Genomic DNA, 24,000 nt, shown 5'->3' with positions numbered 1-24,000 from the left:
GATCGATGCTTCTTCGCGTGCGTGTGGCGCTGCCCGATCGTCCGGGATCTCTGGCCCAGGTCACCAAGGCCCTGGGCACGGCAGGGGCCGACATCACCCAGGTCACCGTCCTCGACCGGGGCGCAGGCACGGCGATCGACGACATCACCGTCTTCTGCCCCGAGAGCACCCCCAGACAGGTGCTGGTCAAGAGCCTGGAGAGCGTCGAGGACGTACGCGTGGAAGGCGTCTGGCCCACCCGCGAGACCGCCGGCACCTACCCCGAGCTGGAGATCCTCAAGTACATCACCACGGCGGGCGACCGGGCGCTGACCACGCTCGTCGACTCCCTGCCCGTGTTGTTCAGCGCCGACTGGGCCGCCACCGCCTCCGACCAGGGCGCGGTCTACGCGAGCTGGCGCGCCCCGCAGGGCCTGGTCGTCCCCGTGCCGGCCCCGCCGCGCCCGGCCGCGCTGACGCTGGAGGGCGGCGTGCACGCCATCCACGCCCCGCTGCCGCCGCTCGCGCTCACCCTCCTGCTGGCCCGTTCCGAGGGCCCGGCCTTCCACCGCATCGAGGTCCACCGGCTCACCCGGATCCTGGAGATCTTCCTGAGCCTGCCGGCCACCGAACGCGGTGTCGCCCGCCAACTCCGCCGCCAGCGGTGAGCATCTGCTCCGAAAAGGCGCTAGAGTTAGGCAGGCGACAGCGCGGAAGTGGCTCAGTGGTAGAGCATCACCTTGCCAAGGTGAGGGTCGCGGGTTCGAATCCCGTCTTCCGCTCGGAATGGTTCGACTCGGTGGAGTGGCCGAGAGGCGAGGCAGCGGCCTGCAAAGCCGTCCACACGGGTTCAAATCCCGTCTCCACCTCCAAGGACGATTAGCTCAGCGGGAGAGCGCTTCCCTGACACGGAAGAGGTCACTGGTTCAATCCCAGTATCGTCCACCACATCGAAGGCCAGATCCCGGCTCACGGGGTCTGGCCTTTCGCTTGCCCTCTTCTCCTTGAGCGCCGAACGTTCACCTGCGGGCTGCGGGCCCGGCGCCTTTACATTGTAGATTTCGTTTTCGGCGGTCCCGTGGCGGGTGGAAGCGGACCGGGCGGCCCACTGCCGAGCCGGCGGAGGCGCCCTGTCCCGAGTCGCGTTCCCTCCCCCCTGCGCAGCGTGCTCCTGGCCTACGGCGGCTCCCCCGCCACCCGCCTGTCGGACTGGGGCGTGGCCTTGTAGTTGAAGCTTCAACTTGTTACCGTGAAACGGATGCGCATCGGTCAGAGCCCCACCCGTTCGGCTGGAAGGACTTGAGATGAGCGTCGCTCTCGTGCGCAACCCCGGTGACGGCCCGGTCTACCGCTACTACCAGGAGAAGATCGAACAGGTCGTCTCGACCGCCGAGACGGACGGAGTGGTCACCGTCTCGCGCCTGACCATGAGCCGCGCCGGCGCCCCGCCCCTGCACTCCCACAGCAGGGAGGACGAGAGCTGGATCGTCCTGTCGGGCCGCGTACGGTTCTGGGTCGGATCGACCTCGCTCGACACCTGCGACACGTACGACGCCGAAGCCGGCGCCTACGTCTACGGCCCCCGGCTGGTGCCCCACACGCTCCAGCCGATCACCTCCACCGCCGAGATCCTCGTCATCAACAACCCCGGAGCGGTCGAAGGCTACTTCCGGTCGGTCGGGGCCGCCGAAGCGCGGCACGACGCGGACAACCTCGACCTTCTGGCGGAGTACGGCGTGGCGATCCTCGACGGGCCGCCCGCGGCCTGACGTTCCCGCTCCCCCGGCCGGTACCGCAGCGGCCGGGGGAGGTTCCGGTCATCGGCCGGGGGCGTTCCGGTCATCGGGCCGCCTCGCGGGAAGGGGCATCCTCATGGACATCGAACGTGCCCGTACCGCGCTGGCCGCCGCCTACCGCGAGTTCACCGCCACGGTGAACGGGACGGACCTGCTCAGTCCCACCAGATGCGCCGGTTGGGCCGGGGTCGACCTGCTGTTCCACGTGTTGTGCGACGCCCAGCGAGCCCTCGTCGCCCTCGCCACCCCCGTGGACGGCCCGCCCGACGTGGACCACGTCACCTATTGGAACTCCGTCAACCCCGGCCCGGACGACTCGGACGCGCACGCCTGGTGGGTGCGCAGGTCGGCCTCCGCCTTCACGCGGCCCTCCGGCGTCCTGCGGGTGTGGGAGGACACCGCGCCCGCGGCGGTGCGGGCGGCGTACGCGGCCGATCCGGCGGGGTTCGTCGAGACGCAGGGCCACGTGCTCGCCGTACCCGACTTCCTGGCCACCCTCGCCACCGAGGCCGCCGTCCACCACCTCGACCTCCGCTCCGAACGCCCGCCGGCCCAGGAGGCGCTGGAACTGGCGGGCACGACCCTCGACGGCCTCCTCGGCACACCCTGCCCGCCCCGCCTGGACCTCCCGGCCTACGTCCTCGAAGCCACTGGCCGCATCCCCCCGTCCGACCCCCGCTTCCCCCTCCTGACCTGACGCGGGTACGTCGTGGCGAGCAGGTGGCGGCCGTAGGATCGGGCGGCCCAGCCGGCCGCCGCGCCGACGGCGATCCCGGCGATGACGTCGCCCGGGTAGTGCGCGCCCACGTACACGCGGGAGGCGGCCACCCCGGCGGCGAGGAGTGTGACCGGGGCGGCGACCGGGAGCGGCGCGTCCCTGGCGACCGCCACGGCGAAGGCGACCGCGGAGGCGCTGTGCCCCGAGGGCAGCGAGGAGGATGCCGGCACCCGGCGGCGCCGGATCACCGGGATGAGGTCCGTCAGCGGGCGCGGCCGACGGAACGCCTGCTTGGCGACCATGCTGGTCAGCGGGCTGGCCAGCGAGATCGCCAGCAGCCCGCGCAGTCCGGCCCGCTGCAGCCGCGGCCGGCCCGTCATCATCAGGACGCCCGCGACCAGCCCCCACAGGACCGAGTTGTCGGCGGCCGACGACAGGTGCGGCAGCAGGGCGTCGAGGTGCGGCAGGTCGGCGCGGGCTATCCGGTCGAAGGCCTGTTTGTCCCAGGCGTCGAAACGTTTGAGCAGCACCATCCAGCCGATCGCCTCCTCGATGTGCCCCGCCTCTGCCCGCCGGCGACGCCGGTCATGCTCAGGACGGCCTGGCGCCGGTGCTCTCCCTGACCACGAGCTCGGGCTCGACCAGCCGGCGCGGCTCGGGCTCGTGGCCGGCCATGAAGTCGAGCAGCAGGTGGAAGGCGTGCCTGCCGACCTCGCCGAAGTCCTGCCGCACGGTGGTCAGCGGGGGCCAGAAGTAGGCCGACTCGGGGATGTCGTCGAAGCCGGCCACGCTGACGTCCTCGGGGACGCGCCTGCCGGCCTCGCGCAGCGCGCGCAGCACGCCGAGCGCCATCTGGTCGTTGGCCACGAACACGGCCGTGACGTCGGGGTTGTCGCCCAGCTGGCGGCCGAGCCGGTAGCCCGAGCGGGCGCTCCAGTCGCCGCGCAGCACCTCGGGCACCTCCCGGCCGGCGGCCTCCAGCACACCGCGCCAGCCCTCGATACGGCCGTTGGCGTCGAGCCAGTCGGCCGGGCCCGCGACGTGCCAGACCGTCTCGTGGCCGAGGCTGAGCAGGTGACGGGTGACCCGCCTGGCCCCCGCCTGCTGGTCGACCTTGGCCACCGGTACGGGGATGTCGTCGCCGGCGTCGACGGCCACCACCGGCATCTCCGGCGGCAGGTGGCGCAGGCCGTCGGCGGCCGACTCGTGCGGCGCGACGATGATCACGCCGTCGACCGCCTGGGCGCGCAGCCGCTGGATGCCTTCCTCCATCGACCGGCGGCTGAGCGAGGGCAGGCTGGCGATGCTGACGTTGAAGCCGGCGCGCCTGGCCGCCTGCTCGATGTAGTAGAGCGTGGAGGCGGGGCCGTAGAGGGTGGTGTCGATGCTGACCACGCCGAGCACGCCGGACCTGCCGGTGACGAGCTGGCGGGCGGCCTGGTTGGGCCGGTAGTCGAGCTCGCGCACCGCGGCCATGACCCGCGCTCTGGTCTCCGCGCGGACCCGGTCGGGCGCGTTGAGCACACGCGAGACCGTCATGGCCGAGACGCCGGCGCGTACGGCCACGTCCATGAGCACCGCCGGCCTGTCGCCCTTCGCTTTCACCCCGGCTCACCTCCCTGTCAGCGGTAACGCTAACAGGCGTACGGGGAGACCGTGCGACGGCGAGGAGCGGCCGGAACGACCCGCCGGGAACGGCCGAGCGCTGGTCGGGGGCATGACGTTGCCAGGTAACTGCCAGGAACGCTAGGTAATGTCCCTCGCCATGAACTGGCAGCGGCACGTCAACAAGGCGCTGGTCAGGTTCACCGGATTCCAGATCGAACGGGCCGAGGGCCAGCCCTCTCCCCCGCCCGCTCCCGAGATCAGACCGCCCGCGGATCCGCTAACCGACCGGCTGCTCGAATCCCCCGTCTTCCTCCTGTCGCCGGTACGGTCCGGCTCCACGCTCCTGCGCGCGATCCTGAACGCCCACCCCGACCTGCACGCCCCGCACGAGCTGCACGTACGGCGGCTGCGGGTGCAGTTCGACACGGCGCTGGCGGCCAAGGCCATGGACGCGCTCGGGCACAACCAGGCCGACCTGGAACACCTGCTGTGGGACCGGGTGCTCCACCGGGAGCTGGTACGCAGCGGCAAGCGGTACATCGTGGACAAGACCCCCGCCAACGCCTTCGCCCACCAGCGCATCGCCACCTGCTGGCCGGATGCCCGGTTCGTCTTCCTGCTGCGCCACCCCGCCTCCATCGCCACCTCCTGGCACGAGGCCAGCCCCGACCGGCGTACCCCGGAGGAGGCCGCGCTCGATGCCCTGCGGTACATGAAGGCCGTACAGAAGGCCAGGTCCGCGCTGCCCGGACTGACCGTCAGGTACGAGGAGCTGAGCGCCGAGCCCGAGCGCGTCACCCGCGAGATCTGCGCGTACCTGCGCCTGGACTGGGAGCCGCGGATGCTCTCCTACGGCGAGCAGCGGGTGCTGGAGAAGGGGCTCGGCGACTGGCGGGACAAGATCAGGACGGGCACCGTCCAGGCGGCCCGCGAGCTGCCCGCCCCCGAGCAGATCCCCGGCCCCCTCAAGCCCATCTCCCGGACCTGGGGGTATCTGACGTGAAGATCCGCTACCTGATGCTGCACGCGTACGGGATGGGCGGGACGATCCGCACGGTGGTCAACCAGGCGAACGCGATGGCCGCGGCCGGGCACGACGTCGAGCTGGTCAGCCTGGTACGGCGGCGGGACGCGCCGCAGTTCGCGATCGACCCGCGGATCACCCTGACGACGCTGGTGGACCAGCGCGAGGGCAGGCGCCCCGACTCCATCGGCCGCAGGGCGTGGCGGCGGGTACGCGGGAAGATCGTGCCGAGGGGCGAGTTCGCGGCCGACTACTTCACCGAGCGGGTCGAGCGGGCCGCGATGGACTACGTCTCCGGCCTGAGCGGCGGCATCCTGGTGACGACCAGGCCCGCGCTGAACCTGATCTCCGCCCGCCGCACCCCCGCGGACGTGGTCAAGGTCGCCCAGGAGCACATGAACCTGTCCGCCTACCCCGACACGATCCGGCGGGAGATCGCCCGCCACTACGGCGGGTTCGCCGCGGTGACCGTGCTGACCAGGACCAACAAGCTCGAATATCAGCGCCTGCTGCCGGACACGCCGGTCGTGGTGATCCCGAACGCCGTCCACCGGGTGGACCAGGAGCGGTCCCGGCAGGCCGAGCCCGTCGTGGTGGCGGCCGGGCGGTTGGTGCCGCAGAAGGGGTTCGACCTGCTCATCGAGGCGTTCGCGCAGGTCGTACGGGTGCATCCGGAGTGGCGGCTGCGCGTCTTCGGCACCGGGCCGCGCCGGAGCCAGCTCACCGGGCTGGTCGCGCAGCACGGGCTGACCGAGCACGTGACGCTGCCCGGCCGTACCGAGCGGCTGGAGCGGGAGCTGGCCCAGGCGTCGGTGTACGCGCTCAGCTCCCGGTTCGAGGGCCTGCCCATGGTCATGATCGAGGCCATGACGCACGCGCTGCCCGTGGTGGCCTTCGACTGCCCGACCGGCCCGCGTGACGTGCTGACCGACGGCGTGGACGGCGTTCTGGTGCCGCCCAGGGACGTGGACGGGCTGGCCGAGGCGCTGATCCGGGTGATCGGCGACCGGAAGCTGCGGGTGCGGATGGGCGAGGCGGCGGCGGCTACGTCGCGGGCCTACGGGCCGGACCTGGTGATGCCGATGTGGGAGGACCTGTTCGCCGAACTGGCACACGGGGAGCGGGTGGCGGACAACTTCTGGACGGGCCGCTGAGCGAGCGGCGGACGACTTCTGAACGGCCGCCGAGCGGTCCGGCGGGGAAAGATCTACCTCGCGGATACCCCGGCGGCGTCGGCGTTCTTAACGATTAGGTCACGAAATTTCGCCCATTTCGTTACAAGCACCCCAAAACGGACGGCAGCCTGGGATGCATGCGTAACCGGAAAGCTCGACTGACCGCGTTCGCAGGCGCCGTCGCCCTGGTCACAGGGCTGGGCGTGCCCGCGTACGCACAGGCCGCCGTGGCCCCGGCCCCCGCCGTGGTGGCCGACGCCGGCGCCCCCGCCGTGTACGGCCGCGCCGCCTACCTGATGGACGCCGCGTCCGGCGCCGCCCTGTACGGCAAGGACGCCACGACCCGCATGCCGATCGCCAGCCTCACCAAGACGATGACCGCGTACGTCGTGCTGAACTCCGCCAAGCCCACGGACATGGTGGAGATCACCGCGCAGGACGCCCGCTACGCCGAGGACGGCGGCGGCACCACCGCCGACCTGCGGCCCGGCGACCGGCTCCCGGTCAGCGAGCTGCTGTACGCGCTCATGCTGCCCTCGGGCGCCGACGCGGCCCACGCGCTGGCCCGTACGTACGGGCCCGGTGTGCCCGGCTTCGTCGCCAAGATGAACTCCACCGCCCGCTCGCTCGGCATGAACGACACCCACTACGTCAACGCCGACGGCCTGCCCACTCCGGCGGGCGACGGCTGGTCCACGGCCCGCGACCAGGCCGTACTGGGCGCCAAGGCCCTCCAGGTGCCGCTGATCGAGCAGGTGGCCGGCACCCGCTACCACACGGTGGCCGCGACCGGCGAGCACGGCTCGTACGGCTGGCGCAACACCAACCGCCTGCTCGGCGAGCCGGGCGCGATCGGCCTGAAGACCGGGTTCACCCGGGCGGCCGGGTACAGCCTGGCGTTCGCCGGCGAGCAGGAGGGACACCGGCTCGTGGGCGTCATCCTGGGCGAGTCGGTCTCCAGCCGCCGCTTCTCCACGGCCGAGTCCCTCCTCACCTGGGGCGCCGCCCGCACGACCCCCTGAGCCCGCGCCGCCCGTACCCCCGCCTGGGTGTCGCGCCTCCCCCCAGCCTCGCGCCGCCGCGGCCCTCACCCCCGCCCGAGGGCCGCGGCGGGCGGGGCCCGCGCGCTCATGGACGCTTGTGATCTGTTGGGTTAGTTTGCCCGACATGAACGTTCGCATCGCGATGAGCGTGATGTCCGCGGCGCTCGTGCTCGCCGCCCCCCTCCCCGCCCGCGCGGGCACCCCCGGGCTCGGCTGGGACCTCAAGGAGACCGGCGTGACCGCCCGCTTCCGCGGCCTCGCCCCCGTGAGCAGGGACGTCGTGTGGGCCGCCGGCACCGGCGGCACCGTCCTGCGCACCGTGAACGGCGGCCGGACCTGGCAGAACGTCTCCCCACCCGGCACCGAGGCCCTCCAGTTCCGCGACGTGGAGGCGTTCGACGCGCGCCGCGCCCTCGTCCTGTCGATCGGCCAGGGCACGGACGGCCGCGTCTACCGCACCGAGGACGGCGGCCGCACCTGGACCGAGACCTTCAGGAACGACGAGCCGGCCGCGTTCTACGACTGCATGGCCTTCTTCGACCAGCGGCACGGCCTGGCCATGAGCGACCCGGTGGACGGCAGGTTCCGCGTCCTGGCCACCGAGGACGGCGGGCGGAGCTGGCGGGTGCGGCCCTCCGGCGGCATGCCGGACGCGCTGCCCGGCGAGGCCGGGTTCGCGGCCAGCGGGCAGTGCCTGGTGACCTCGGGCGGGCGCGACGCCTGGATCGCCACCGGCGGGGCCGAGCGGTCGCGGGTGTTCCACTCCGCCGACCGCGGACTCACGTGGACCGTCGCCGAGACCCCCGTGCCGGCCGCCGACCCGGCCAAGGGCGTCTTCGCGCTGGCCTTCCGCGACCGGCATCGCGGGATCGCGGTCGGCGGCGACTACCAGGCCGGCAACCCCTCGCCCGACGCCGGCGCGGTCACCAGGGACGGCGGCGCCACCTGGCAGGCCGCCGCGACCCCGCCGCCGGCGTACCGGTCGGGGGTGACGTGGCTGCCGCACCTGCCGTTCGCGGCCGTGGCCGTCGGGCCCTCGGGCAGCGACGTGACGTACTCGGCGGGGGCCCGCTGGGAGACGTTCGACGGCGGGTCGTTCGACACGGTCTCGTGCGCCCCGGACCTGTCCTGCTGGGCGTCGGGCGAACAGGGCCGCATCGCCCGCCTCCGCCTGCGCTGACCGGACGGCGAGCCTCAGGGCCGCAGGGGCCCTGGGGTCAGCGGACGCCGCGGGGCCGGAACTGCACGCTGATGCGCGGCCCCGCGGGCCGGGCGGTCTTCGGGATCGCGTGTTCCCATGTGCGCTGGCAACTTCCGCCCATCACGATCAGGTCGCCGTGGCCGAGGTCGCGGCGGATCGAGGGGCCGCCGCCGCGTGGACGCAGCAGGAGCGGGCGCGGGCTGCCCACCGAGACGATCGCGACCATGGTGTCCTCGGTGCCGCCGCGGCCGATCGTGTCGCCGTGCCAGGCCACGCTGTCGCGGCCGTCGCGGTAGAAGCACAGGCCGGCCGTGCGGAAGGACTCGCCCAGCTCCTCACCGTAATGCTCGTCGAGCGCGACCCTGGCCTCGTCGAGGACCGGGTCGGGCAGGGGCTCCCCCTCGTCGTAGAACTTCAGCAGGCGCGGGACCTCGACGACCCGGTCGTACATGCGGCGCCGCTCCGCGCGCCAGGGCACCGTCTCGGCCAGCCGCCCGAACAGGAGGTCGGCCCCGGTCAGCCAGCCCGGCCGCAGGTCGATCCAGGCGCCGTCGCCGAGATGGGTGCGCCGGACCGTGGCGCCGAGCCGCCCGAGGCCCAGCTCCTCGTCGAGACCCAGCAGAGACGCTTGGAACGCGGCTTTCATGGCACCGATACTACGCCATCGTTCAAACACGTTTTCGATTGGGCTTGCGGGGGACACGAAGACGCCCGGCCTGTACGGCACGCAGCCCGTACAGGCCGGGCGTATCGCCCAGGACGGACCCGAAGCCCGCCCAGGACGATCACCGGAGCTCCTTCCCGCCCACACGCCGCCCTAACACGGGATCATGTAACGTCTCGCTCGTGTTGACACGTTACATGGCCGGGGTGGTCGCGGCCCGTACCGGCGACGAGATGTCCGGGCCCGCCCTCCTGGTCGCCGGGCTCGCCGCCACCGGGTCCCCGCTGCTGGGGGCGTCGCTGCTGGCCGGGCTGACCGTCTCGGCGGCCGTCGGCGGGCCGCTGCTCGGGTTGCTGCTGGACCGCGCGCGCCGGCCCGGCCGGTTGCTCGCGGGGTGCCTGCTCGGGTACGCGGGCGGCCTGCTGCTGGTGGCGTACGGGGTGGGCCGGGCGCCCGGGGCGGTCCTGGTGGCGCTGGCCGCGGTGACCGGGCTGGCCGGACCCGCGCTGACCGGCGGCTGGACGGGACAGCTCCCCCTGGTGTCGGGCCCGGACACGCGGCGGCTGACCAGGGCCACCACCCTCGACGCGATGAGCTACAACGTGGCCGGGCTGGCCGGTCCGGCGGCGGTGGGCGTGGTGGCGGCCGTCGGCGGGGGGACCGCGGCCGTGCCGGTCTCCGTGGCCCTGCTCCTGATCGCCCTCCCCGCGGCCTGGACCCTGCCCGCCCGCGACCTGCCCGCCACCGCCGCCGCGCCGCCGCCCGTGCTGGACGGTGTCCGGGTGGTGGTGCGGAACCGGGTGTTGCGGCGGGCGACCGCCGGGTCGATGGTCTCGTGCGCGGGGGCGGGCATGTTCGTCGTGTCGGCGCCGGTGCTCGGGCTGGAGCTCGCCGGTGACAGCGGGCGTGGCACGCTGCTGCTGGCCGTCACGGCGGCGGCCGGGCTGGCCGCGAACGGCCTCCTGGCCTGGCGCGGCGGCCCCCGGCGGTGGGACACGACCCTGGTACGGTCCACGGCACTGATCGGCCTCGGCATGGCGACGGCGGCCGGGGCGGGGGCGCTCGCCGGGGCGTACTGGCTGGCCGTGGTCGCGGCGGCGATGGTGGGGGCGGGCGAGGGGCCGCAACTGACGGCGCTGTTCGCCGTACGGCAGCGCGAGGCGCCCGCCGGGCTGCGGAGCCAGGTGTTCACGACCGGGGCCAGCCTCAAGATCACGTCCTTCGCCGCCGGGTCGGCGCTGGCCGGGCCCCTGAGCGCGCATGCGGCGGGCGCCGCGCTGCTGGCCGGCGCGGCGCTCCAGGCCGTGGCCGTCGCCGTGCTCTTCCACCGTGCCGCTGATGAACGCGGCGGCCGATGAGCCGCGGCTGGTCAGCGGGGGGTGCGGGAGCGGTGGGCGGCGACGCGCTCGCGGGTGGCGCAGCGGGCGCTGCAGTAGCGGCGCGGGCTGCCCCCGCCCAGGTCGAGGTACGGCCGCCCGCACCCCGCCGACGCGCACAACCCGCCCGGCACGCGCTGGTGGTCGGCGACCAGCACGGCCAGGGCCATCGCCGAGGAGGCCAGGAACCACTCGCCCCACGAGGCGTCGTCGCCGCTGTCGACGTGCAGGTGCCAGGACGTCGTGCCCCGGTGACTGGTCAGCCTGGGCGGCCGGCCCGCTTCGGACAGCAGCCCGTTGAGCAGGCCCGCCGCCGCCCCGGCGTCGCCGGCGCCCAGCACGTCGCGCAGCCGGGCCGCCGCCGCGCGCATCGCGGCCACGTCGGAGTCGTCGAGGCCCAGGTCGCCGTGTTCGCCGTGGCGGCGCAGGACCTCCGTCACCGAGGAGACCGTCGGCTGTTCGTGCAGCAGCGCCACGCACAGCTCGACGGCCCTGACGGCCATCGCCCTGGTCGAGTGAACCTCCACGACGGCAAGCGTATCCACGAGGGGGCTCCCCCGGCCCCGCCGTGGACGCGACCCGGTCAGCCGCCGCAGGCGGCGAAGACGAAGGTGTCCTTGAGCAGGGTGTACCGGTCCCTGATCCGGACGGCGCCCGTCCCGGTGTCGATCTGGACGATGGTCATCCTGGACGACCCCGACACCAGGTGCAGCGTCACCTGCGTGTCGCCGGTCCAGTCGATCATGCTGAGCTCGCCGGCCGGGAGCTTGATCTTCTTGCGGCTGGTGACCTCGTCCGTGGCGAGGTCGTAGGTGAGCAGCTCGGTCCTGCTCCCGCGGACGACGACGGCCACGGTGTGCGCGTCGGCGGCCAGCGCCTGCGGGCCGTTGGCGGCCACGACCTGCGGCGGCGTGGCCCGTGCGAGCTGCTCGCCGGTGTCGTCGCGGGAGACCAGGTCGATGACGGAGTCGTCGGACTCGATCGTGGACAGCACCTCGTCGCCGTCGCCGCTGAGGCCCACGACGGTCTCGTCCGCGGGCACGGTGCCGCGCAGGGCGCCGGTGGTGGTGTCGAAGATCCTGGTCTGGGCGGGCTTGTCGCTCTGGATGGCGACGGCCAGCCGGGCGCCGTCGTCCGAGAGGCGCAGGGTCACCTCGTACTGGGCGACGCGGGGCAGCGCGTCCTTCGGCAGCAGCCGTACGCCGCCGTCCAGGGTGCGCACGGCCAGCCGCCCGGCCCTGGTGAAGTACGCCACGCGCTGCCCGTCGCCGCTGACCGCGATCGGCGCGGGCGAGGTGAGGCTCGACCGGCCCTTGGCGTCGAGCGCGACGACCTGCGCGTCGGGCAGCGTCCGGCGGCCGCCGTCGTGCATGACCAGCCGCCACTGGCCGCACGGCCTGAGCGCGCCGTCCTTGTCCGGGCAGCCCTTGACGGAGGCGTACCGGATGCTGTCGTGGCCGTGGTGCGGCGCGGCGCCGGCGGCGGCGGGCACGGCGGTGAGGGTGAGCAGGGCTGCGGTCAGCAGAGGAACGATTCTCACGGTGGGTCACTCCCCCGGGAACACGATGGTGTGGTGGCCGGCCCCCGCCTTGTACGTGTCCGTACGGCTGGCCTGGCCCGAAGAGGGGTCGACGGTGAGCACCCGTACCACCGGCGACTTCGTGGAGTCACTGTCGTAGGCGTAGGCGAGCAGGCGCCCGTCAGGGGTCCAGCGCGCGTGGGAGGGCGGGGTCCGGCTGGTGAGCGGGAGGTCCACGCCGTCGGAGAGCCGCCCGGTCTCCAGGTCGTACGTGCGCAGCCGGGGCGGCCTGCGGTCCTGGTTGCCGTAGCTGAACGCGGCCACGGTGTGCCCGTCGGGGGACAGCGCCACGGTGTAGGCGTTGGCCACGAACTGGGGGGCCGACGCCTTCACCGTACGGCCGTCGAGGGCGTAGGCGTAGAGCCATTTGGTGCCGTCGCTCAGGCCGCGGGTGGTGAGGACCTCGTCCCCGTCGCCGCTGAAGCCCGCCGGGTCGCCCTTGACGGTCAGGCGGGCGATCCGGCCGGTGGCCAGGGTGAGCACGTCGGCGTGGCCCCGGCGGCCGACGAGGACCCGGTCGCCCGCCGCCGACAGGTGGAGGGTGGTGTCCTCGCCGCCGGCCGGCAGGGACGCGGGCAGTTGCCTGACCGGGCCGCCGGCCGCGGCCCGTACGACGAGGCGGTGGTCGCGGGCCCGCTGGTAGGCGATCGTGCGGCCGTCGCCGCTGAGGGCGAACAGGCCGGTCGCGCGGCCCTTGGCACGGGCGGCGGTGTCGCCGACGGTGATCGTGCGGCCGTCCCGCATGATCAGGCGCCAGGGACCGCACGGGGAGGTCCCGTCGTCGCAGGAGGAGACCCAGGCGGCGCGGGCCTGCGGCGGCCCGGTGGACGCGGGTGCGGCGGCGGCCGGGAGCGCCGGCCCGCCGGTGACCGCCGGCGCGAGGAGCGCCGCGGCCACTGAGGATTGCCTCATGAGTGGTGATCCTTTCGCTCACCTGGTTAGACCCATGGGCACGGTGGCGAGTTGGTCACATGTGGGCCACGCTTCAGGGCAGCGGACGGCGCCCCGGGAACCCCAGATCCGTACGGTGGTACCAGGCGAGCTCGGGCTCCCCCTCGATCCAGCACAGCCGCACCGAGACGCCGTCGAGCTGGGCGGGGAAGTCGATCAGCAGCGGCGCGATGCCCTTGACCTCGATGCCCTGATCGCCCCACCGGCTCAGGGTCTCCTGGATGCGGGCCTCGATCGCCTTGATCTCGGGCAGCCCGCCGAGCCGCGACCCGCCGGCGGCCTCGCGGTCGAAGGCGATCTCGGCCAGGTCGGCGCGGCCCGCGACGATCTCCCGCGCCTCGGCGATGATGCCGGGCAGCAGTGCGCGTGCCTCGTCGAGGGTGAAGATCCGGTCCATGCGGAAACGCTACCCGTTCGGCTGGTAGGCGTGGATGAGAAGCCGCTCGGCCTCGTCGAAGTAGTCGTCGAGATACGCCGCCGCCTCCTCGGCGCGGCCGGCCGCCAGCAGGCCGAGCAGCGCCCGGTTGCGGTCGAGGAACGGCTCGTGGAAGGCGCGCGGGTTCTTCATCACGTGGAAGACCAGGCGCAGCTCGGCCAGCAGTTGCCGCATGGTCTCGTCGAGGCGTGGGCTGCCGTGCAGGCTGACCAGGGCCTGGTGGTAGCGGATGTTGGCGGTGCCGACGCCCTGCCAGTCGTCCAGGGCGGCGGCCCGCTCGGCGGCGCGCACGGCCTCCTCGATGAGCGCCAGCGCCCGCGGCGACGCCTCGCGCCGGACCGCGGCCCCTTCGAGCACCCGCCGCATCGTGTAGAGGTCGGAGACGTCCTCCACGGACGGCAGCCGGACGAAGACGCCCCTGTTGAGCCGGTGGTCGAGCAGGCGTTCGTGACCGAGCAGGCGGAACGCCTCGCGCAGCGTGTTGCGCGAGACCCCGAGCCCCTCGGAGATGGCCTCCTCCGACAGCCGCTCACCCGGCGGGAAGGCGCCCTCGATGATGTTGTCGCGGAGAATGTCGGCCACGCGCTCGGCCGTGCTGCTGCGGCTCAGTCTCGACCGGTGCCGGGCAAGGTCCGCGACCACGTCTTCCACGTTCGACAGCGAATCATGGAGCAAACCTCTTGTCGAATTGTTCAACAATCCTTACGTTGAATCTATCCCCTCGACAATCTGGGAGCATCCGATGTCAAGCTCCGCACAACAGACCCGCCGGGTGATCCTCGCCAGCCTCATCGGCACGTCCCTGGAGTGGTACGACTTCTTCCTCTACACCACGGCCGCGACGCTGGTCTTCGGCAAACTGTTCTTCCCGACGCTCGACCCGCTCAACGCGACGCTGGCGGCCCTGACCACCAACGCCGTCGCGTTCGTCGCCCGGCCGCTCGGCGGGGTGGTGTTCGGCCACTTCGGCGACCGGGCGGGCCGCAAGACCGTGCTGGTGGTGACGCTGCTGGTGATGGGCGTCTCGACGTTCCTCATCGGCGTGCTCCCCGGCTACGCGAGCGTGGGGGTGGCCGCGCCGATCCTGCTGGCGGTGCTCCGCTTCGTCCAGGGCCGCGGGCTCGGGGGCGAGTGGGGCGGCGCGGTGATCATGTCGCTGGAGCACGGCGACAGCAGGCGGCGCGGCTTCAACGCGAGCTGGCCGCAGGTCGGCGTGCCCGCCGGGTACGTGCTGGCCACCGGCCTGCTCGCGATCCTGTCCTTCACCCTCTCGGACGCGGCGTTCCAGTCGTGGGGGTGGCGGGTGCCGTTCCTGCTGTCGGGCGTGCTGGTGTTCGTGGGCCTGTGGGTACGGCTGCGGATCACCGAGTCGCCGCTGTTCTCCCAGGTCGAGCAGCACGGCGGCACGGCCAGGATGCCGCTGGTCGAGGTGCTGCGCACGCATCCGCGTGCCCTGCTGTCGGCCTTCACCGCGCGGATCGGGGTGGACGTGGCGTTCTACACCTTCACCGCGTACATCATCGTCTACCTCACCGGGCCGCTGAAGCTGGAGCGGTCGGTGGCGCTGAACGCGGTGCTCATCGGCTCGGCACTGCAACTCGCGCTGATCCCGCTGTTCGGCGCGCTGTCGGACCGGCTGGGCCGAAGGCCGGTCTACCTCGCGGGCGTGCTGGGCGCGGCCGTGTGGGTGTTCGCGTTCTTCCCTCTGCTGGACACGCGGTCGTTCCCGCTGATCGTGCTGGCGGCCGTGGTCGCGCTGGTGACCCACGCCGCCATGTACGGCCCCCAGGCGGCCTTCATCGCCGAGCTGTTCAGCACCCGCCTGCGCTACAGCGGCGCCTCCATGGGCTACCAGGTCGCCGGGATCGTCGGCGGCGCGCTGGCCCCGATCATCGCGCTCAAGCTCTTCGACCTGTACGGCACCACCCTCGCCGTGTCCCTGTACGTGGTTGTCGCGCTGGCCGTCACCGCCGTAGGTTTGGCCATCGCCCCGGAAACCCGCGACCTGGACGTCGCCGCCGGCGAGAGCGGCACCCCCAGGAGGCTGCCCGGCCAGGTGGGCCCCTTCGCCTGAGGCGGGCGGAGGGCGGGATCGCCGCGAATACGTGGGCGGCGGCTGCCACCGCCGCCCACGGGGGCCGTACAGGCCGTCCGGTCAGGCCACGGTCTCGGGGGCGGCCACCCGCCGGCGCCAGTCGCCCTTGAACGCCGCCATCGAGGCCAGGAACACGACCTGCCCGGCGAGCGCCACGCCGAGCCAGGTGCCCCAGCCGCCGGCGTCCACCACCATGGGCGAGACGACCAGCAGCACCACGATCATCACCCGGACGACCATGCCCCAGATGCCGAGCGCCGAGCCCTGCAGGCGGGACTCGACGTCCTCGGCGTTCTCGGAGAAGTTGGCCATCCACGGCACGTACGCGATGCCCATGAACAGGAACAGCAGCGCGTACACGGCGGTGACGTGGCCCGGCGCGACGCCCGGCCCGACCATGCTGATGAAGTAGGCCAGGGCGAGCACGGTCAGCACGGTGCCCACCGCCGTGAACGGCTTGCGCAGCCGCAGCCGGTCCGACATCCGCCCCACGACGACCACGGCCACCGCGTTGAGCACGATGCCGAGCGCCACGACCCGGTTGGCGGCGGCCGGCTCCCCCCCGAACGCCTCCACCAGGATGGTCTGCCCGAAGATCGCAAACGTCCAGTAGAGCACCTGCCAGCCGGTGTTGCCGAGGACGTGGGCCCACAGGTGGGGATGCCTGAACAGCTCGCGCACCCGGCCCGCGTCGACCTTCTCCTCGGCGGCGACGGCCTCCTCGGCGTGGAGGACCTGGGCCCGCAGCGCCGCGGACGGCTCGGCGATCTTCCAGACGATGACCGCGCACATGGCCAGCGAGACGACGCCCATGATGATCGCCTGCGACTGCCAGGCGTTGTCGAACAGCGGCAGCGTGAACCCGGCGATGAACGAGGCCAGGAAGGACGCCCCGACCGGCCCCCACGTCCAGAACGCGAACGCCTGGGCGCGACCGAGACGCGGGGAGAAGTCGCGTACGAGCGAGGCGGTGATGGTGATCCCGGCGCCCTCGATGAACAACATCAGGCAGCGCACCCAGAACAGGCCCGCCACGGTGTCCACGGTGGCGAGCAGGAAGTTGCAGGCCGCGGTGACGGTGAGCGTGGGCACCAGGAGCGTGACCCGTCCCCAGCGGTCGGACAGGATGCCGCCGACGCCGGCCGACAGGCCGCCGATCAGGACCGATCCCGCGGCGAGGAGGCCGTAGACCGTGAGCGACATGCCCAGGTCCTTCATCAGCAGCGGCAGGATCGTGGCGAGCGTGGTCTCGAAGTTGGCCACCAGGCTCGCCAGCACGGCTATCGCCAGCAGGAAGATCCGCCGGCGACCGACCGGGTAGACGCTCAGCTCGCGGACATAGAACGGCTTCATTCCCATCCTCCGGGGACGGTGTGTGACGGTCGCTCTAGAACGCGTTTCTAGTTGCCTCAGAGTTTCCCTTTTCAGGGTGTTCGTCAACGACAACGGCGGTCACGATGTGATCTCGATCACAGCCCTTCCCCGTTGTGACGGATTCGCTCCCGATTCACAGAACAACCTCCCCCGAATAGGCATAAAATGCGCGCCTGTGAGCCTGCCTGTACGTGAACGTTCCCCCCGGCCCGGCGGCGGCCGGCACCGCCGCCCCGTGCCCACGTCCCTGCCGCCGGACGCGCCCATGCTCGTGCTGGCCACCCCCGGCGGCACCGGCGGCGTGGCCGAAGAGATCACGGCCGTGGTCCGGGTCGACAACCCGCAGATCGAGGTGCGGCTGACCAGCGTCGCCGACCTGGCAGACTCGCTGCCCGCGGACCGCGAAGCCGTCGTGGTGCCCCTGCTCACCTGGGACGACCCGGTCGTCATGGCCGAGATCGGCAAGGCCATCGCGGCCGGCGGCTCCGGCGCGGTCGCCACCGAGGCGCTCGGCCCCCACCCCCTGCTCGCCGAGGCCCTGCACATCAGGCTGGCCGAGCGCGGCCTGGCCAGGGCCGACCGCGTGCGCCTGCTCAACGTCTCCAGCCCGGTCGACGCCGTCATCCTCGGCACCGTGGGCGGCGAGCGGGCGGTGCACGCCGTGCAGGCCACCGCCGTGCTGCTGGCCTCCAGGCTCACGCTGCCGGTCGTCGCCGCCTCGCTCGACAGCGAGCCCGGCGTGGACGTCGCCGCCCAGCGCCTGCGTGCCGCCGGGGCCGAGCGGCTGGCCATCGCGCCGTGCATGATCGGCCACGAGGCGCCCGTGGAGATCGTGGAACGCGCCGCCGCCGCCGTCGGCGCCGGTCACGCCGACCCGCTCGGCGGCGACAGCGCCGTCGCCGAACTCGTCGCGCGGGCCTACGGCAGCCAACTGGCGACGTGACGCCCTTGTAGAGATCACCGCCGCCGCGTTACCTTCTGCGCATGCGGCGCGTGTCGGTCACCGGTGAGCGAATCGGCCTCCGCGACGTCACGCGGGCCGACGTCGAGGCGTTGCACACCATCTACGGCGACCCCGAGGCCACGCAGCACATGCCGTTCGCGCCGCGCAGCGTGGCGGAGGTGTGCGGCCTGGTCGACCAGGCCATGGAGGCGGCCGCCGCCGAGCCGCGCCGCCTCTACGCGCTGGCCGTCGTGGACGCCGACCGGCGGCACGTGATCGGCGTGGCCCGCCTGCGCGTCGACCCCGACCTGCCCCACAGCGCCGAGATCGGCTTCGGCCTCCATCCCGACCAGTGGGGCCGGGGCATCGGCACCGACCTCGTACGGCTGCTGCTGTCGTTCGGGTTCAAGCAGCTCGGGCTGCACCGCGTGTGGGGCGCCAGGTCCCCGGCCAACCTGCCCGCCCAGCTCGCCATGCTGACGGCCGGCATGGTCGAGGAGGGACGGATCCGGCACCACCTGCACACCCCGCACGGATGGCGCGACTCCATCGTGCACGCCGCGATCCAGGACGAGTGGACCGAACGCTAGCCCGCCCCGGCCGCCCTCAGCCGCCGGGCCGAGTGGCGGACGGCGAGATTGTCGGTGGCACGTCCTACGATGAGCCTCCTCACGGAGGGATAGCCGCATGCCTGACTCGCTGATCGTGCCCCTGTTCGTCACCACCGACCTGCCGCCGCGGGCGGACCTGGCCGAGTTCGGTGAGCTGCTGGCCCGCGCGGCGCGGGTGCTCGGCGCCGGCGACGGCCACGAGGCGACCCTGACCGGCAAGGTGTTCTGGCTCGACCGGCCCGTGCTGCCCGAGCAGCGGCCCGCCGCCGAGGGCGAGCTGCGCTTCGCCGGGATGCTCGGCCACCTCACCGTGTCCGGGGCGGGCCACACCGTGCGCGACGTGGTGTCCGGCGTGCGGCTGGCGATTGGCGCGGCGGTGACCGAGCACTACGGTGACGTCGGCGTGGTCCCCGCCGTGTTCGCGATCCGCGACCGCGACGTACGCGAGCGCACCCCCGACGCGGCGTTCTCCGTCGAGGTCCGGGAGGCCGCCGCCGAGCTGGTCAGCGCGGCGCCGCCCGCGGGCCGGTGAGGCGACCCCGGTTGCGGGGTAGTCCGGAGGCATGCTCTATGGCAAGGAACACGTGCAGCGCTATCAGGCCACCGACGGGGCGGAGGGGCACGACTGGAACAACACCACCGTCCTCCTCCTGACCACCAAGGGCCGGAACTCCGGCAAGTCGTACACCACGCCGCTGATCTACCAGCGGTTCGGTGACGTCTTCCTCGTGGTCGCCTCCAAGGGCGGCGACCCCGAACACCCGCAGTGGTACAAGAACCTGGTGGCCCATCCCGACGTCGAGGTACAGGTCAAGGGCGACAAGTTCCAGGCCCGCGCCCGCACCGCCTCCGAGGATGAGAAGCCCGAGATGTGGCGGACGATGACCAGGACCTGGCCCGACTACGACGACTACCAGACGAAGACCGACCGTCCGATCCCGGTGGTCGTGCTCGAACGCGCCGGATAGGCGTCAGGCGCTCACCAGGGCCTCGTCGGCCTCGGGAAGCCAGGAGCCCGGCGGGCGGCGCAGCCAGTCACGGGCCCGGCCCAGCTCGGCCACGGCGGCGAGCAGCGCGGCGAGTCCCGGGTGACGCAGCCCCCTGGGGTGCACGAGGTTCTTCAGCCCCAGCGGCACGGGCTCGGTCAGCGGCCTGGTCACCGCGCCCGGGATGCCCCCGATCCCCTCGGTCGCCAGTACGGGCTCGCGGTGCCGCCGCAGGTAGTGCCCCATCTCCCCGGCCCCGACCGGCGGGGCGTGCGGCCGGGCCAGCCGCAGCCCGAACGCGGCGGCCAGCCGTTCCCCCAGGTCGGTCCACTCCCGCGTGCCGGGATTCCCGGCCATGACGTCCAGCGGGAAGCCGGCCAGCGCGGCGAGCGGCACCTCGGCCGATCCGGCCAGCGGATGGTCGTCCGGCACCAGCACGGCCAGCGGGTGCAGGCGTACCGGGATCTGGGACAGCCGGGCGCGTACGTCGGCGGGCAGCCCGGCGAAGCGCCCGAACGACACGTCGAGCCGCCCGTCCAGCATCGCCGCCGCGCCCGCGGCGAGCCCGCCGTGGAAGCGGGCCAGCATCTCGACCCCGGGGGCCAGTTCCCTGGCTCTGACCAGCGGCTCGGGCAACTCGTGCCCCTGCATGTTGACGTCCACGAGCAGCGGGCGGTCGTCGCCGAGCACGTCGGCGACGACCTCGTCGTGCAGCGCCAGCAGCCGCCGCGCCGAGGGCAGCAGCCGGGCACCGGCGGGGGTCAGCTCGACCCGGCGGGTGGAGCGCACGAACAGCGGCGTGCCGAGCCGGTTCTCCAGGCTGCGCACGTCCCGGCTGAGTGCCTGCTGGGCCAGGAAGAGCCGCGTGGCGGCCCGTCCGAAGTGCAGTTCCTCGGCGACGGCGACGAAGACGCGCAGCAGCCGGGGGTGCAGATCCACCCCGCAAGATTAACCACAAAAGCGGGTTAATCACGAAATTTCTGGTGTTGGACCCGGCGGTCGCGTCACCGCGACGCTGAACAGCATGATCCGTACCTTCCTGACCCGCCTGCTGCGCCCCACCCCGCCCCCGCCGACGCAGGTCCGCGCCCTGTTCGGCCTGCCCCGGCCACCCGGCGCCTGCCGGTGCCTGCTCGACCTCCCGCACGACCCGGCCGCCCATCCGGCGGGCCGCCCCTGAACCGGGCATGGAACGCGGAAGGCCGTCCGGTTCGTTGACCGGACATGGCTGACATCCCCTACGACCGCAAAGAGCAGCTCAGGCAGATCGAGAGCGGCCTGCTCCCCGGGGAGCAGATCATCGCCGTCTACGACGCCATCGGCGCGGGCACCGGGTTCCTGGGGCTCACGGACCGGCGGGTGATCGTGCAGGACAAGTCCTTCGTGGGCAAGCGGATCGCGATCACCAGCATCCCGTACGCCAAGATCTCGGCGGTGAGCGTCGTGAGCAACAAGTCCCTGGCCGGGGGCTTCTTCTCCTCGGGCGCCATCGCCATCCACGTCGGCACGCACACCTACGAGGTGGACTTCCGGGGCGACAACAAGGCCCACCACGTGCACAACGTCATCCTCCACTACATCTCCCAGACCTGACCCGCGTCGCGCGCGGCCCTCGGGGCAGGGTGACCCGTATCCTGCGGGTGATCGTGAAGGAGGGCCGGGGTGGGGCGTTCCGTACGGGCCCGCGCGCCGGGCCTCGGCCTGCTGGCGGCGCTCTCGGCCTGCGCCGGGCCGCCGGGTGACGGTGTGCCGGCGAGCGCCACCGCGCGGGCGGGCCCGGCGCGCTGCCCGGCGCCCGGGGCCGACGAGCTGCGCGCCGAGCCCGTACGGTCACCGTTCCGGGCGCTCCGGGCGGGCGAGGGGCACGGCACGCTCGACCTGCTCGCGGTCTCCGGTGACGGAGTGGTGTGGGCGACGCGGTCCGTCCAGCGTGTGACGGCCGCCGGGATGGAGACGACGTCCGGCGGGCTGAGCCGGTGGGACGGTGACCGGCGGCAGGCGTACGCGCTGCCGTCCGGGATGCGGGTCGCCGCGCTCGGGGCGCTCTCCGGCGCGCGGGCGTGGGTGTTCGGGAGCGGTGGCGACGGACGTCCCGGCCTGGTCGCCGGCGTCGCGGACGGCGCGGTGACCACCTCCGCCGTCCCTGAGGACGGCGCCGCCTCGATCGGCCTGTACGGGACCGCCGCGCGCGGGCCGTGGGCGGTGTCCGGGCGCGACGCGCTGCGCTGGGACGGCTCGGGGTGGCGGGCGTACCGGCTGCCGGCCCCGGCGCGGGCGCTGGGCGGCGAGGGCGCGGACCTGTGGACGGTCGGCGCCACCCCGAGCGAGCCCGCCGCCCGCTGGGACGGAACCGCGTGGCAGGCGGTGCCGCTGCCCGAGCCTGGCGCGCCCGCGGGCGCGCGGTCCCCCAGGACACGGCTCGGCGACGTGGCCGTGCTCGGCCCGGACGACGTGTGGGTGGTGGGCGGGGTGTCCTGGCTCCCGCCCGGCGAGTACGACGAGCAGGGCGAGCCGCTGGAACGCCGTCGCCCGCTGGCGCTGCACTGGGACGGCTCGTCCTGGCGCTGCCTCTGGGGCCCGGAGGGCGCGGCCTTCACCGAGGCCGAACCCGACGGCCGGGCGGGCATGTGGGTGCTGGACTCGACCCGCTCGCGCCTGCACCACTACGCGGCCGGCCGCTGGACGACGACGAACGTCGCCGGCACGGTCACCGCGCTGGCCCACCGCCCCGGCTCGGCCGAGGTGTACGCGGCCGGCTGGACCGGCCGCGAGGGCGGCCCGACCACCCCCGCCCTCTGGCGCACCCCGTGACCTCGGGCGCCCCCTGTTACCCCCTCGGTCCGCGAGCGCCCGGCGGCGCCGTCTAGGCGCAGGTGAAGCCGTGGGGCGCCGCGTGGCAGAAGTCGCGCAGGTCGCGCAGCCAGGAGGCGGCGGCCGAGTAGTCGAGCGCCGGGTCGAGCACCCGCGCGCCCTCCAGGAGCGCCAGGGTCGGGCGCCAGTTCCACGCGTTCACGTCGATGCGCTCGCCCTCGGGGGTCTCCAGTGTCCAGCCCATGAGCTCAGGGACGGCCGAGCGAGGCGTACAGGTCGAGGGTGCGGCGGGCGATGCGTTCCCAGGAGAAGTGCTCGACGGCCCTGACCCGCGCCGCGCGGCCCATCGCGGCCGCCCGCGCCGGGTCGGCCAGCAACGTGTTGACCCGTTCGGCCAGGTCGGCGGCGAACGCCTCGGGGTCGTAAGGGGTGCCGTCGGGGCCCTGGTCGATCGGCACCAGCAGGCCCGTCTCGCCGTCGGCCACGACCTCGGGGATGCCGCCGGTCGCGGTCGCCACCACCGCCGTCTCGCAGGCCATGGCCTCCAGGTTGACGATGCCCATCGGCTCGTAGACCGACGGGCACACGAACACCGAGGCGTGCGTGAGGAGCTGGATGACCTCGGGCTTGGGCAACATCTCCGAGATCCAGAACACGCCGTCGCGGTCGAGGCCGCGTACCAGCCCGGTCACCTCGGCGGCGATCTCCGGCGTGTCCGGCGCCCCGGCGCACAGGACGAGCTGGGCGGCCGGGTCGAAGCCGCGGGCGGCGTGCAGAAGGTGCACCAGGCCCTTCTGCCGGGTGATGCGGCCGACGAAGATCACATAGGGCCGGTCGGGGTCGACGCCGTGCTTCTTCAGCACGTCGAGGTCGGGGTCGGGGGCGTACTCGGCGGTGTCGATGCCGTTGTGGATGACGGTGACCTTGCCGGGCGGGATCTCGGGATAGGCGGCCAGCACGTCGCGCCGCATGCCCTCGGAGACCGCGATCACCGCGTCGGCGGCGGCCAGGGCGGTGCGCTCGGCCCAGGAGGAGACCGTGTAGCCGCCGCCGAGCTGCTCGGCCTTCCACGGGCGCAGCGGCTCCAGGCTGTGCGTGGTGACGACGTGCGGCATGCCGTGGAGCATCTTGGCGACATGCCCGGCGAAGTTGGCGTACCAGGTGTGGGAGTGGACGACGTCCGCGCCCTCGCAGGCGGCGGCCATCTCCAGGTCGACGCCGAGCACCTGGAGGGCAGCGTTGGCCCGCTCCAGGCCGCCGGGCACCCGGTAGGCCGACACACCTGGCTCCTCGCGGTCGGCCCCGAAGCAGCGCACCCGGACGTCGGCCAGCTCGCGCAGCTCCCTGGCCAGGTACTCCATGTGCACCCCGGCGCCGCCGTAGACGTCCGGCGGGTACTCCCTGCTGAGCAGATCAACACGCATGACCACGACCTTACGACGGGCCGGGCCCGGCGACCGCGCGCGAGCGGCAAGTTTTGCGCCGACGATCAACTCAGGCACCGCACTTGTGAACCGACGTAGGCATGGAGAACACATCGATACAACCCAATGTCGGTAAGTCCGGCCCGTCCTCTAGCAGGAAAAATCCGGACACAAGAGCACAGCACAGTGCGGGGTTTCGTCGATAG

28 protein-coding genes and 3 tRNA genes are annotated in these 24,000 nt (G+C 73.2%); 19 read left to right on the top strand and 12 right to left on the bottom strand.

The annotated features are described in order from the left end of the window. Positions 1 to 5: 5 nt before the first annotated feature. From DMB42_RS16540 to DMB42_RS16515, 6 genes are all read left to right on the top strand, one after another. On the top strand, positions 6 to 647 hold the full coding sequence (locus DMB42_RS16540; protein ID WP_125635431.1) for an ACT domain-containing protein: 642 nt from the start codon (positions 6 to 8) through the stop codon (positions 645 to 647). 42 nt (positions 648 to 689) lie between these two features. Further along, positions 690 to 761 (top strand) — tRNA-Gly (locus tag DMB42_RS16535). Positions 762 to 777: 16 nt separating this feature from the next. After that, positions 778 to 851: transfer RNA gene (locus DMB42_RS16530), tRNA-Cys, on the top strand. A 1-nt stretch (position 852) separates the two neighbouring features. Then, positions 853 to 927 (top strand) — tRNA-Val (locus tag DMB42_RS16525). Between the two features lie 356 nt (positions 928 to 1,283). Beyond that, positions 1,284 to 1,748, top strand: coding sequence for a cupin domain-containing protein (locus DMB42_RS16520; protein ID WP_125635429.1), 465 nt, complete (start codon positions 1,284 to 1,286; stop codon positions 1,746 to 1,748). A gap of 103 nt (positions 1,749 to 1,851) precedes the next feature. After that, positions 1,852 to 2,472, top strand: a complete 621-nt coding sequence (locus DMB42_RS16515; protein ID WP_125635427.1) for a maleylpyruvate isomerase N-terminal domain-containing protein — start codon at positions 1,852 to 1,854, stop codon at positions 2,470 to 2,472. Here the strand turns inward: DMB42_RS16515 and DMB42_RS16510 are convergent. Further along, positions 2,409 to 3,026, bottom strand: a complete 618-nt coding sequence (locus DMB42_RS16510; RefSeq protein WP_125635425.1) for a phosphatase PAP2 family protein — start codon at positions 3,024 to 3,026, stop codon at positions 2,409 to 2,411. The genes DMB42_RS16515 and DMB42_RS16510 overlap by 64 nt on opposite strands. A gap of 58 nt (positions 3,027 to 3,084) precedes the next feature. Next, a complete protein-coding gene (locus tag DMB42_RS16505; protein WP_125635839.1) occupies positions 3,085 to 4,065 on the bottom strand; it encodes a LacI family DNA-binding transcriptional regulator in 981 nt (326 codons plus the stop codon). Positions 4,066 to 4,258: 193 nt separating this feature from the next. On the opposite strand from DMB42_RS16505, the gene DMB42_RS16500 reads away from it, so the two are divergent. From DMB42_RS16500 to DMB42_RS16485, 4 genes are all read left to right on the top strand, one after another. Then, positions 4,259 to 5,104, top strand: coding sequence for a sulfotransferase (locus tag DMB42_RS16500; protein ID WP_125635423.1), 846 nt, complete (start codon positions 4,259 to 4,261; stop codon positions 5,102 to 5,104). Beyond that, positions 5,101 to 6,279 (top strand): glycosyltransferase family 4 protein, encoded by a 1,179-nt coding sequence (locus tag DMB42_RS16495; RefSeq protein WP_125635421.1) that lies wholly within the window; start codon positions 5,101 to 5,103, stop codon positions 6,277 to 6,279. Before DMB42_RS16500 ends, DMB42_RS16495 begins: the two co-directional genes overlap by 4 nt. A 158-nt stretch (positions 6,280 to 6,437) precedes the next feature. Then, positions 6,438 to 7,322, top strand: coding sequence for a D-alanyl-D-alanine carboxypeptidase family protein (locus DMB42_RS16490; RefSeq protein ID WP_125635419.1), 885 nt, complete (start codon positions 6,438 to 6,440; stop codon positions 7,320 to 7,322). Between the two features lie 145 nt (positions 7,323 to 7,467). Then, positions 7,468 to 8,523 (top strand): oxidoreductase, encoded by a 1,056-nt coding sequence (locus tag DMB42_RS16485; RefSeq protein WP_125635417.1) that lies wholly within the window; start codon positions 7,468 to 7,470, stop codon positions 8,521 to 8,523. A 37-nt stretch (positions 8,524 to 8,560) separates the two neighbouring features. Here DMB42_RS16485 and DMB42_RS16480 read toward each other — a convergent pair whose 3' ends face one another. Further along, a complete protein-coding gene (locus tag DMB42_RS16480; protein WP_125635415.1) occupies positions 8,561 to 9,190 on the bottom strand; it encodes an alpha-ketoglutarate-dependent dioxygenase AlkB in 630 nt (209 codons plus the stop codon). A 200-nt stretch (positions 9,191 to 9,390) separates the two neighbouring features. On the opposite strand from DMB42_RS16480, the gene DMB42_RS16475 reads away from it, so the two are divergent. After that, positions 9,391 to 10,566, top strand: a complete 1,176-nt coding sequence (locus DMB42_RS16475) for an MFS transporter (RefSeq protein ID WP_125635413.1) — start codon at positions 9,391 to 9,393, stop codon at positions 10,564 to 10,566. Between the two features lie 11 nt (positions 10,567 to 10,577). On the opposite strand, the gene DMB42_RS16470 is transcribed toward DMB42_RS16475, so the two are convergent. From DMB42_RS16470 to DMB42_RS16450, 5 genes are all read right to left on the bottom strand, one after another. Then, positions 10,578 to 11,111, bottom strand: coding sequence for a CGNR zinc finger domain-containing protein (locus DMB42_RS16470; protein WP_260477733.1), 534 nt, complete (start codon positions 11,109 to 11,111; stop codon positions 10,578 to 10,580). A gap of 56 nt (positions 11,112 to 11,167) precedes the next feature. Then, positions 11,168 to 12,124, bottom strand: coding sequence for a hypothetical protein (locus tag DMB42_RS16465; RefSeq protein WP_125635411.1), 957 nt, complete (start codon positions 12,122 to 12,124; stop codon positions 11,168 to 11,170). A 6-nt stretch (positions 12,125 to 12,130) separates the two neighbouring features. Next, complete coding sequence (locus DMB42_RS16460) at positions 12,131 to 13,075, bottom strand: hypothetical protein (protein WP_125635409.1); 945 nt, start codon at positions 13,073 to 13,075, stop codon at positions 12,131 to 12,133. A gap of 73 nt (positions 13,076 to 13,148) precedes the next feature. After that, on the bottom strand, positions 13,149 to 13,511 hold the full coding sequence (locus DMB42_RS16455) for a DUF2203 domain-containing protein (RefSeq protein WP_125635407.1): 363 nt from the start codon (positions 13,509 to 13,511) through the stop codon (positions 13,149 to 13,151). 9 nt (positions 13,512 to 13,520) lie between these two features. Further along, on the bottom strand, positions 13,521 to 14,201 hold the full coding sequence (locus DMB42_RS16450; RefSeq protein WP_125635405.1) for a GntR family transcriptional regulator: 681 nt from the start codon (positions 14,199 to 14,201) through the stop codon (positions 13,521 to 13,523). Between the two features lie 91 nt (positions 14,202 to 14,292). On the opposite strand from DMB42_RS16450, the gene DMB42_RS16445 reads away from it, so the two are divergent. Next, positions 14,293 to 15,624, top strand: coding sequence for an MFS transporter (locus tag DMB42_RS16445; protein ID WP_185844690.1), 1,332 nt, complete (start codon positions 14,293 to 14,295; stop codon positions 15,622 to 15,624). Positions 15,625 to 15,705: 81 nt separating this feature from the next. Here the strand turns inward: DMB42_RS16445 and DMB42_RS16440 are convergent, their stop codons facing one another. After that, positions 15,706 to 16,998, bottom strand: a complete 1,293-nt coding sequence (locus tag DMB42_RS16440; protein WP_185844689.1) for an MFS transporter — start codon at positions 16,996 to 16,998, stop codon at positions 15,706 to 15,708. 196 nt (positions 16,999 to 17,194) lie between these two features. Between DMB42_RS16440 and DMB42_RS16435 the strand changes: the two genes are divergently transcribed. The 4 genes from DMB42_RS16435 (at position 17,195) to DMB42_RS16420 (ending at position 19,541) form a co-directional block, all read left to right on the top strand. After that, positions 17,195 to 17,962 carry a sirohydrochlorin chelatase gene (locus tag DMB42_RS16435; RefSeq protein WP_260477732.1) on the top strand — a complete coding sequence of 256 codons (768 nt, stop codon included), beginning with the start codon at positions 17,195 to 17,197 and terminating at the stop codon, positions 17,960 to 17,962. 41 nt (positions 17,963 to 18,003) lie between these two features. Beyond that, complete coding sequence (locus tag DMB42_RS16430) at positions 18,004 to 18,552, top strand: GNAT family N-acetyltransferase (RefSeq protein WP_125635401.1); 549 nt, start codon at positions 18,004 to 18,006, stop codon at positions 18,550 to 18,552. 97 nt (positions 18,553 to 18,649) lie between these two features. After that, complete coding sequence (locus tag DMB42_RS16425) at positions 18,650 to 19,105, top strand: hypothetical protein (RefSeq protein WP_125635399.1); 456 nt, start codon at positions 18,650 to 18,652, stop codon at positions 19,103 to 19,105. A 31-nt stretch (positions 19,106 to 19,136) separates the two neighbouring features. Continuing rightward, a complete protein-coding gene (locus DMB42_RS16420; RefSeq protein WP_125635397.1) occupies positions 19,137 to 19,541 on the top strand; it encodes a nitroreductase family deazaflavin-dependent oxidoreductase in 405 nt (134 codons plus the stop codon). Between the two features lie 3 nt (positions 19,542 to 19,544). On the opposite strand, the gene DMB42_RS16415 is transcribed toward DMB42_RS16420, so the two are convergent. Further along, positions 19,545 to 20,498, bottom strand: coding sequence for a LysR family transcriptional regulator (locus DMB42_RS16415; protein ID WP_125635395.1), 954 nt, complete (start codon positions 20,496 to 20,498; stop codon positions 19,545 to 19,547). A gap of 85 nt (positions 20,499 to 20,583) precedes the next feature. Here DMB42_RS16415 and DMB42_RS53225 point away from each other — a divergent pair, with 85 nt between their 5' ends. The 3 genes from DMB42_RS53225 to DMB42_RS16405 all read left to right on the top strand — a co-directional run bounded on the left by DMB42_RS53225 (position 20,584) and on the right by DMB42_RS16405 (position 22,370). Continuing rightward, entirely contained in the window at positions 20,584 to 20,739 is a 156-nt protein-coding gene (locus DMB42_RS53225) for a hypothetical protein (RefSeq protein ID WP_185844688.1), read from the top strand. 44 nt (positions 20,740 to 20,783) lie between these two features. Then, positions 20,784 to 21,152 (top strand): PH domain-containing protein, encoded by a 369-nt coding sequence (locus tag DMB42_RS16410; protein ID WP_125635393.1) that lies wholly within the window; start codon positions 20,784 to 20,786, stop codon positions 21,150 to 21,152. 69 nt (positions 21,153 to 21,221) lie between these two features. After that, on the top strand, positions 21,222 to 22,370 hold the full coding sequence (locus tag DMB42_RS16405) for a hypothetical protein (RefSeq protein ID WP_125635391.1): 1,149 nt from the start codon (positions 21,222 to 21,224) through the stop codon (positions 22,368 to 22,370). Between the two features lie 52 nt (positions 22,371 to 22,422). Here the strand turns inward: DMB42_RS16405 and DMB42_RS16400 are convergent, their stop codons facing one another. Together DMB42_RS16400 and glgA are read right to left on the bottom strand one after the other, a co-directional pair. After that, positions 22,423 to 22,614, bottom strand: a complete 192-nt coding sequence (locus tag DMB42_RS16400; protein ID WP_125635389.1) for a hypothetical protein — start codon at positions 22,612 to 22,614, stop codon at positions 22,423 to 22,425. A 4-nt stretch (positions 22,615 to 22,618) separates the two neighbouring features. Next, positions 22,619 to 23,794, bottom strand: coding sequence for a glycogen synthase (gene glgA, locus DMB42_RS16395; protein WP_125635387.1), 1,176 nt, complete (start codon positions 23,792 to 23,794; stop codon positions 22,619 to 22,621). Positions 23,795 to 24,000: the final 206 nt, after the last annotated feature.

The sequence above is a fragment of the Nonomuraea sp. WAC 01424 genome (genome assembly GCF_003947315.1).
GTDB lineage: Bacteria > Actinomycetota > Actinomycetes > Streptosporangiales > Streptosporangiaceae > Nonomuraea > Nonomuraea spiralis.
The sequence above is the reverse complement of the archived record's forward strand: the minus strand, read 5'-3'. Positions and strand labels throughout refer to the sequence as shown.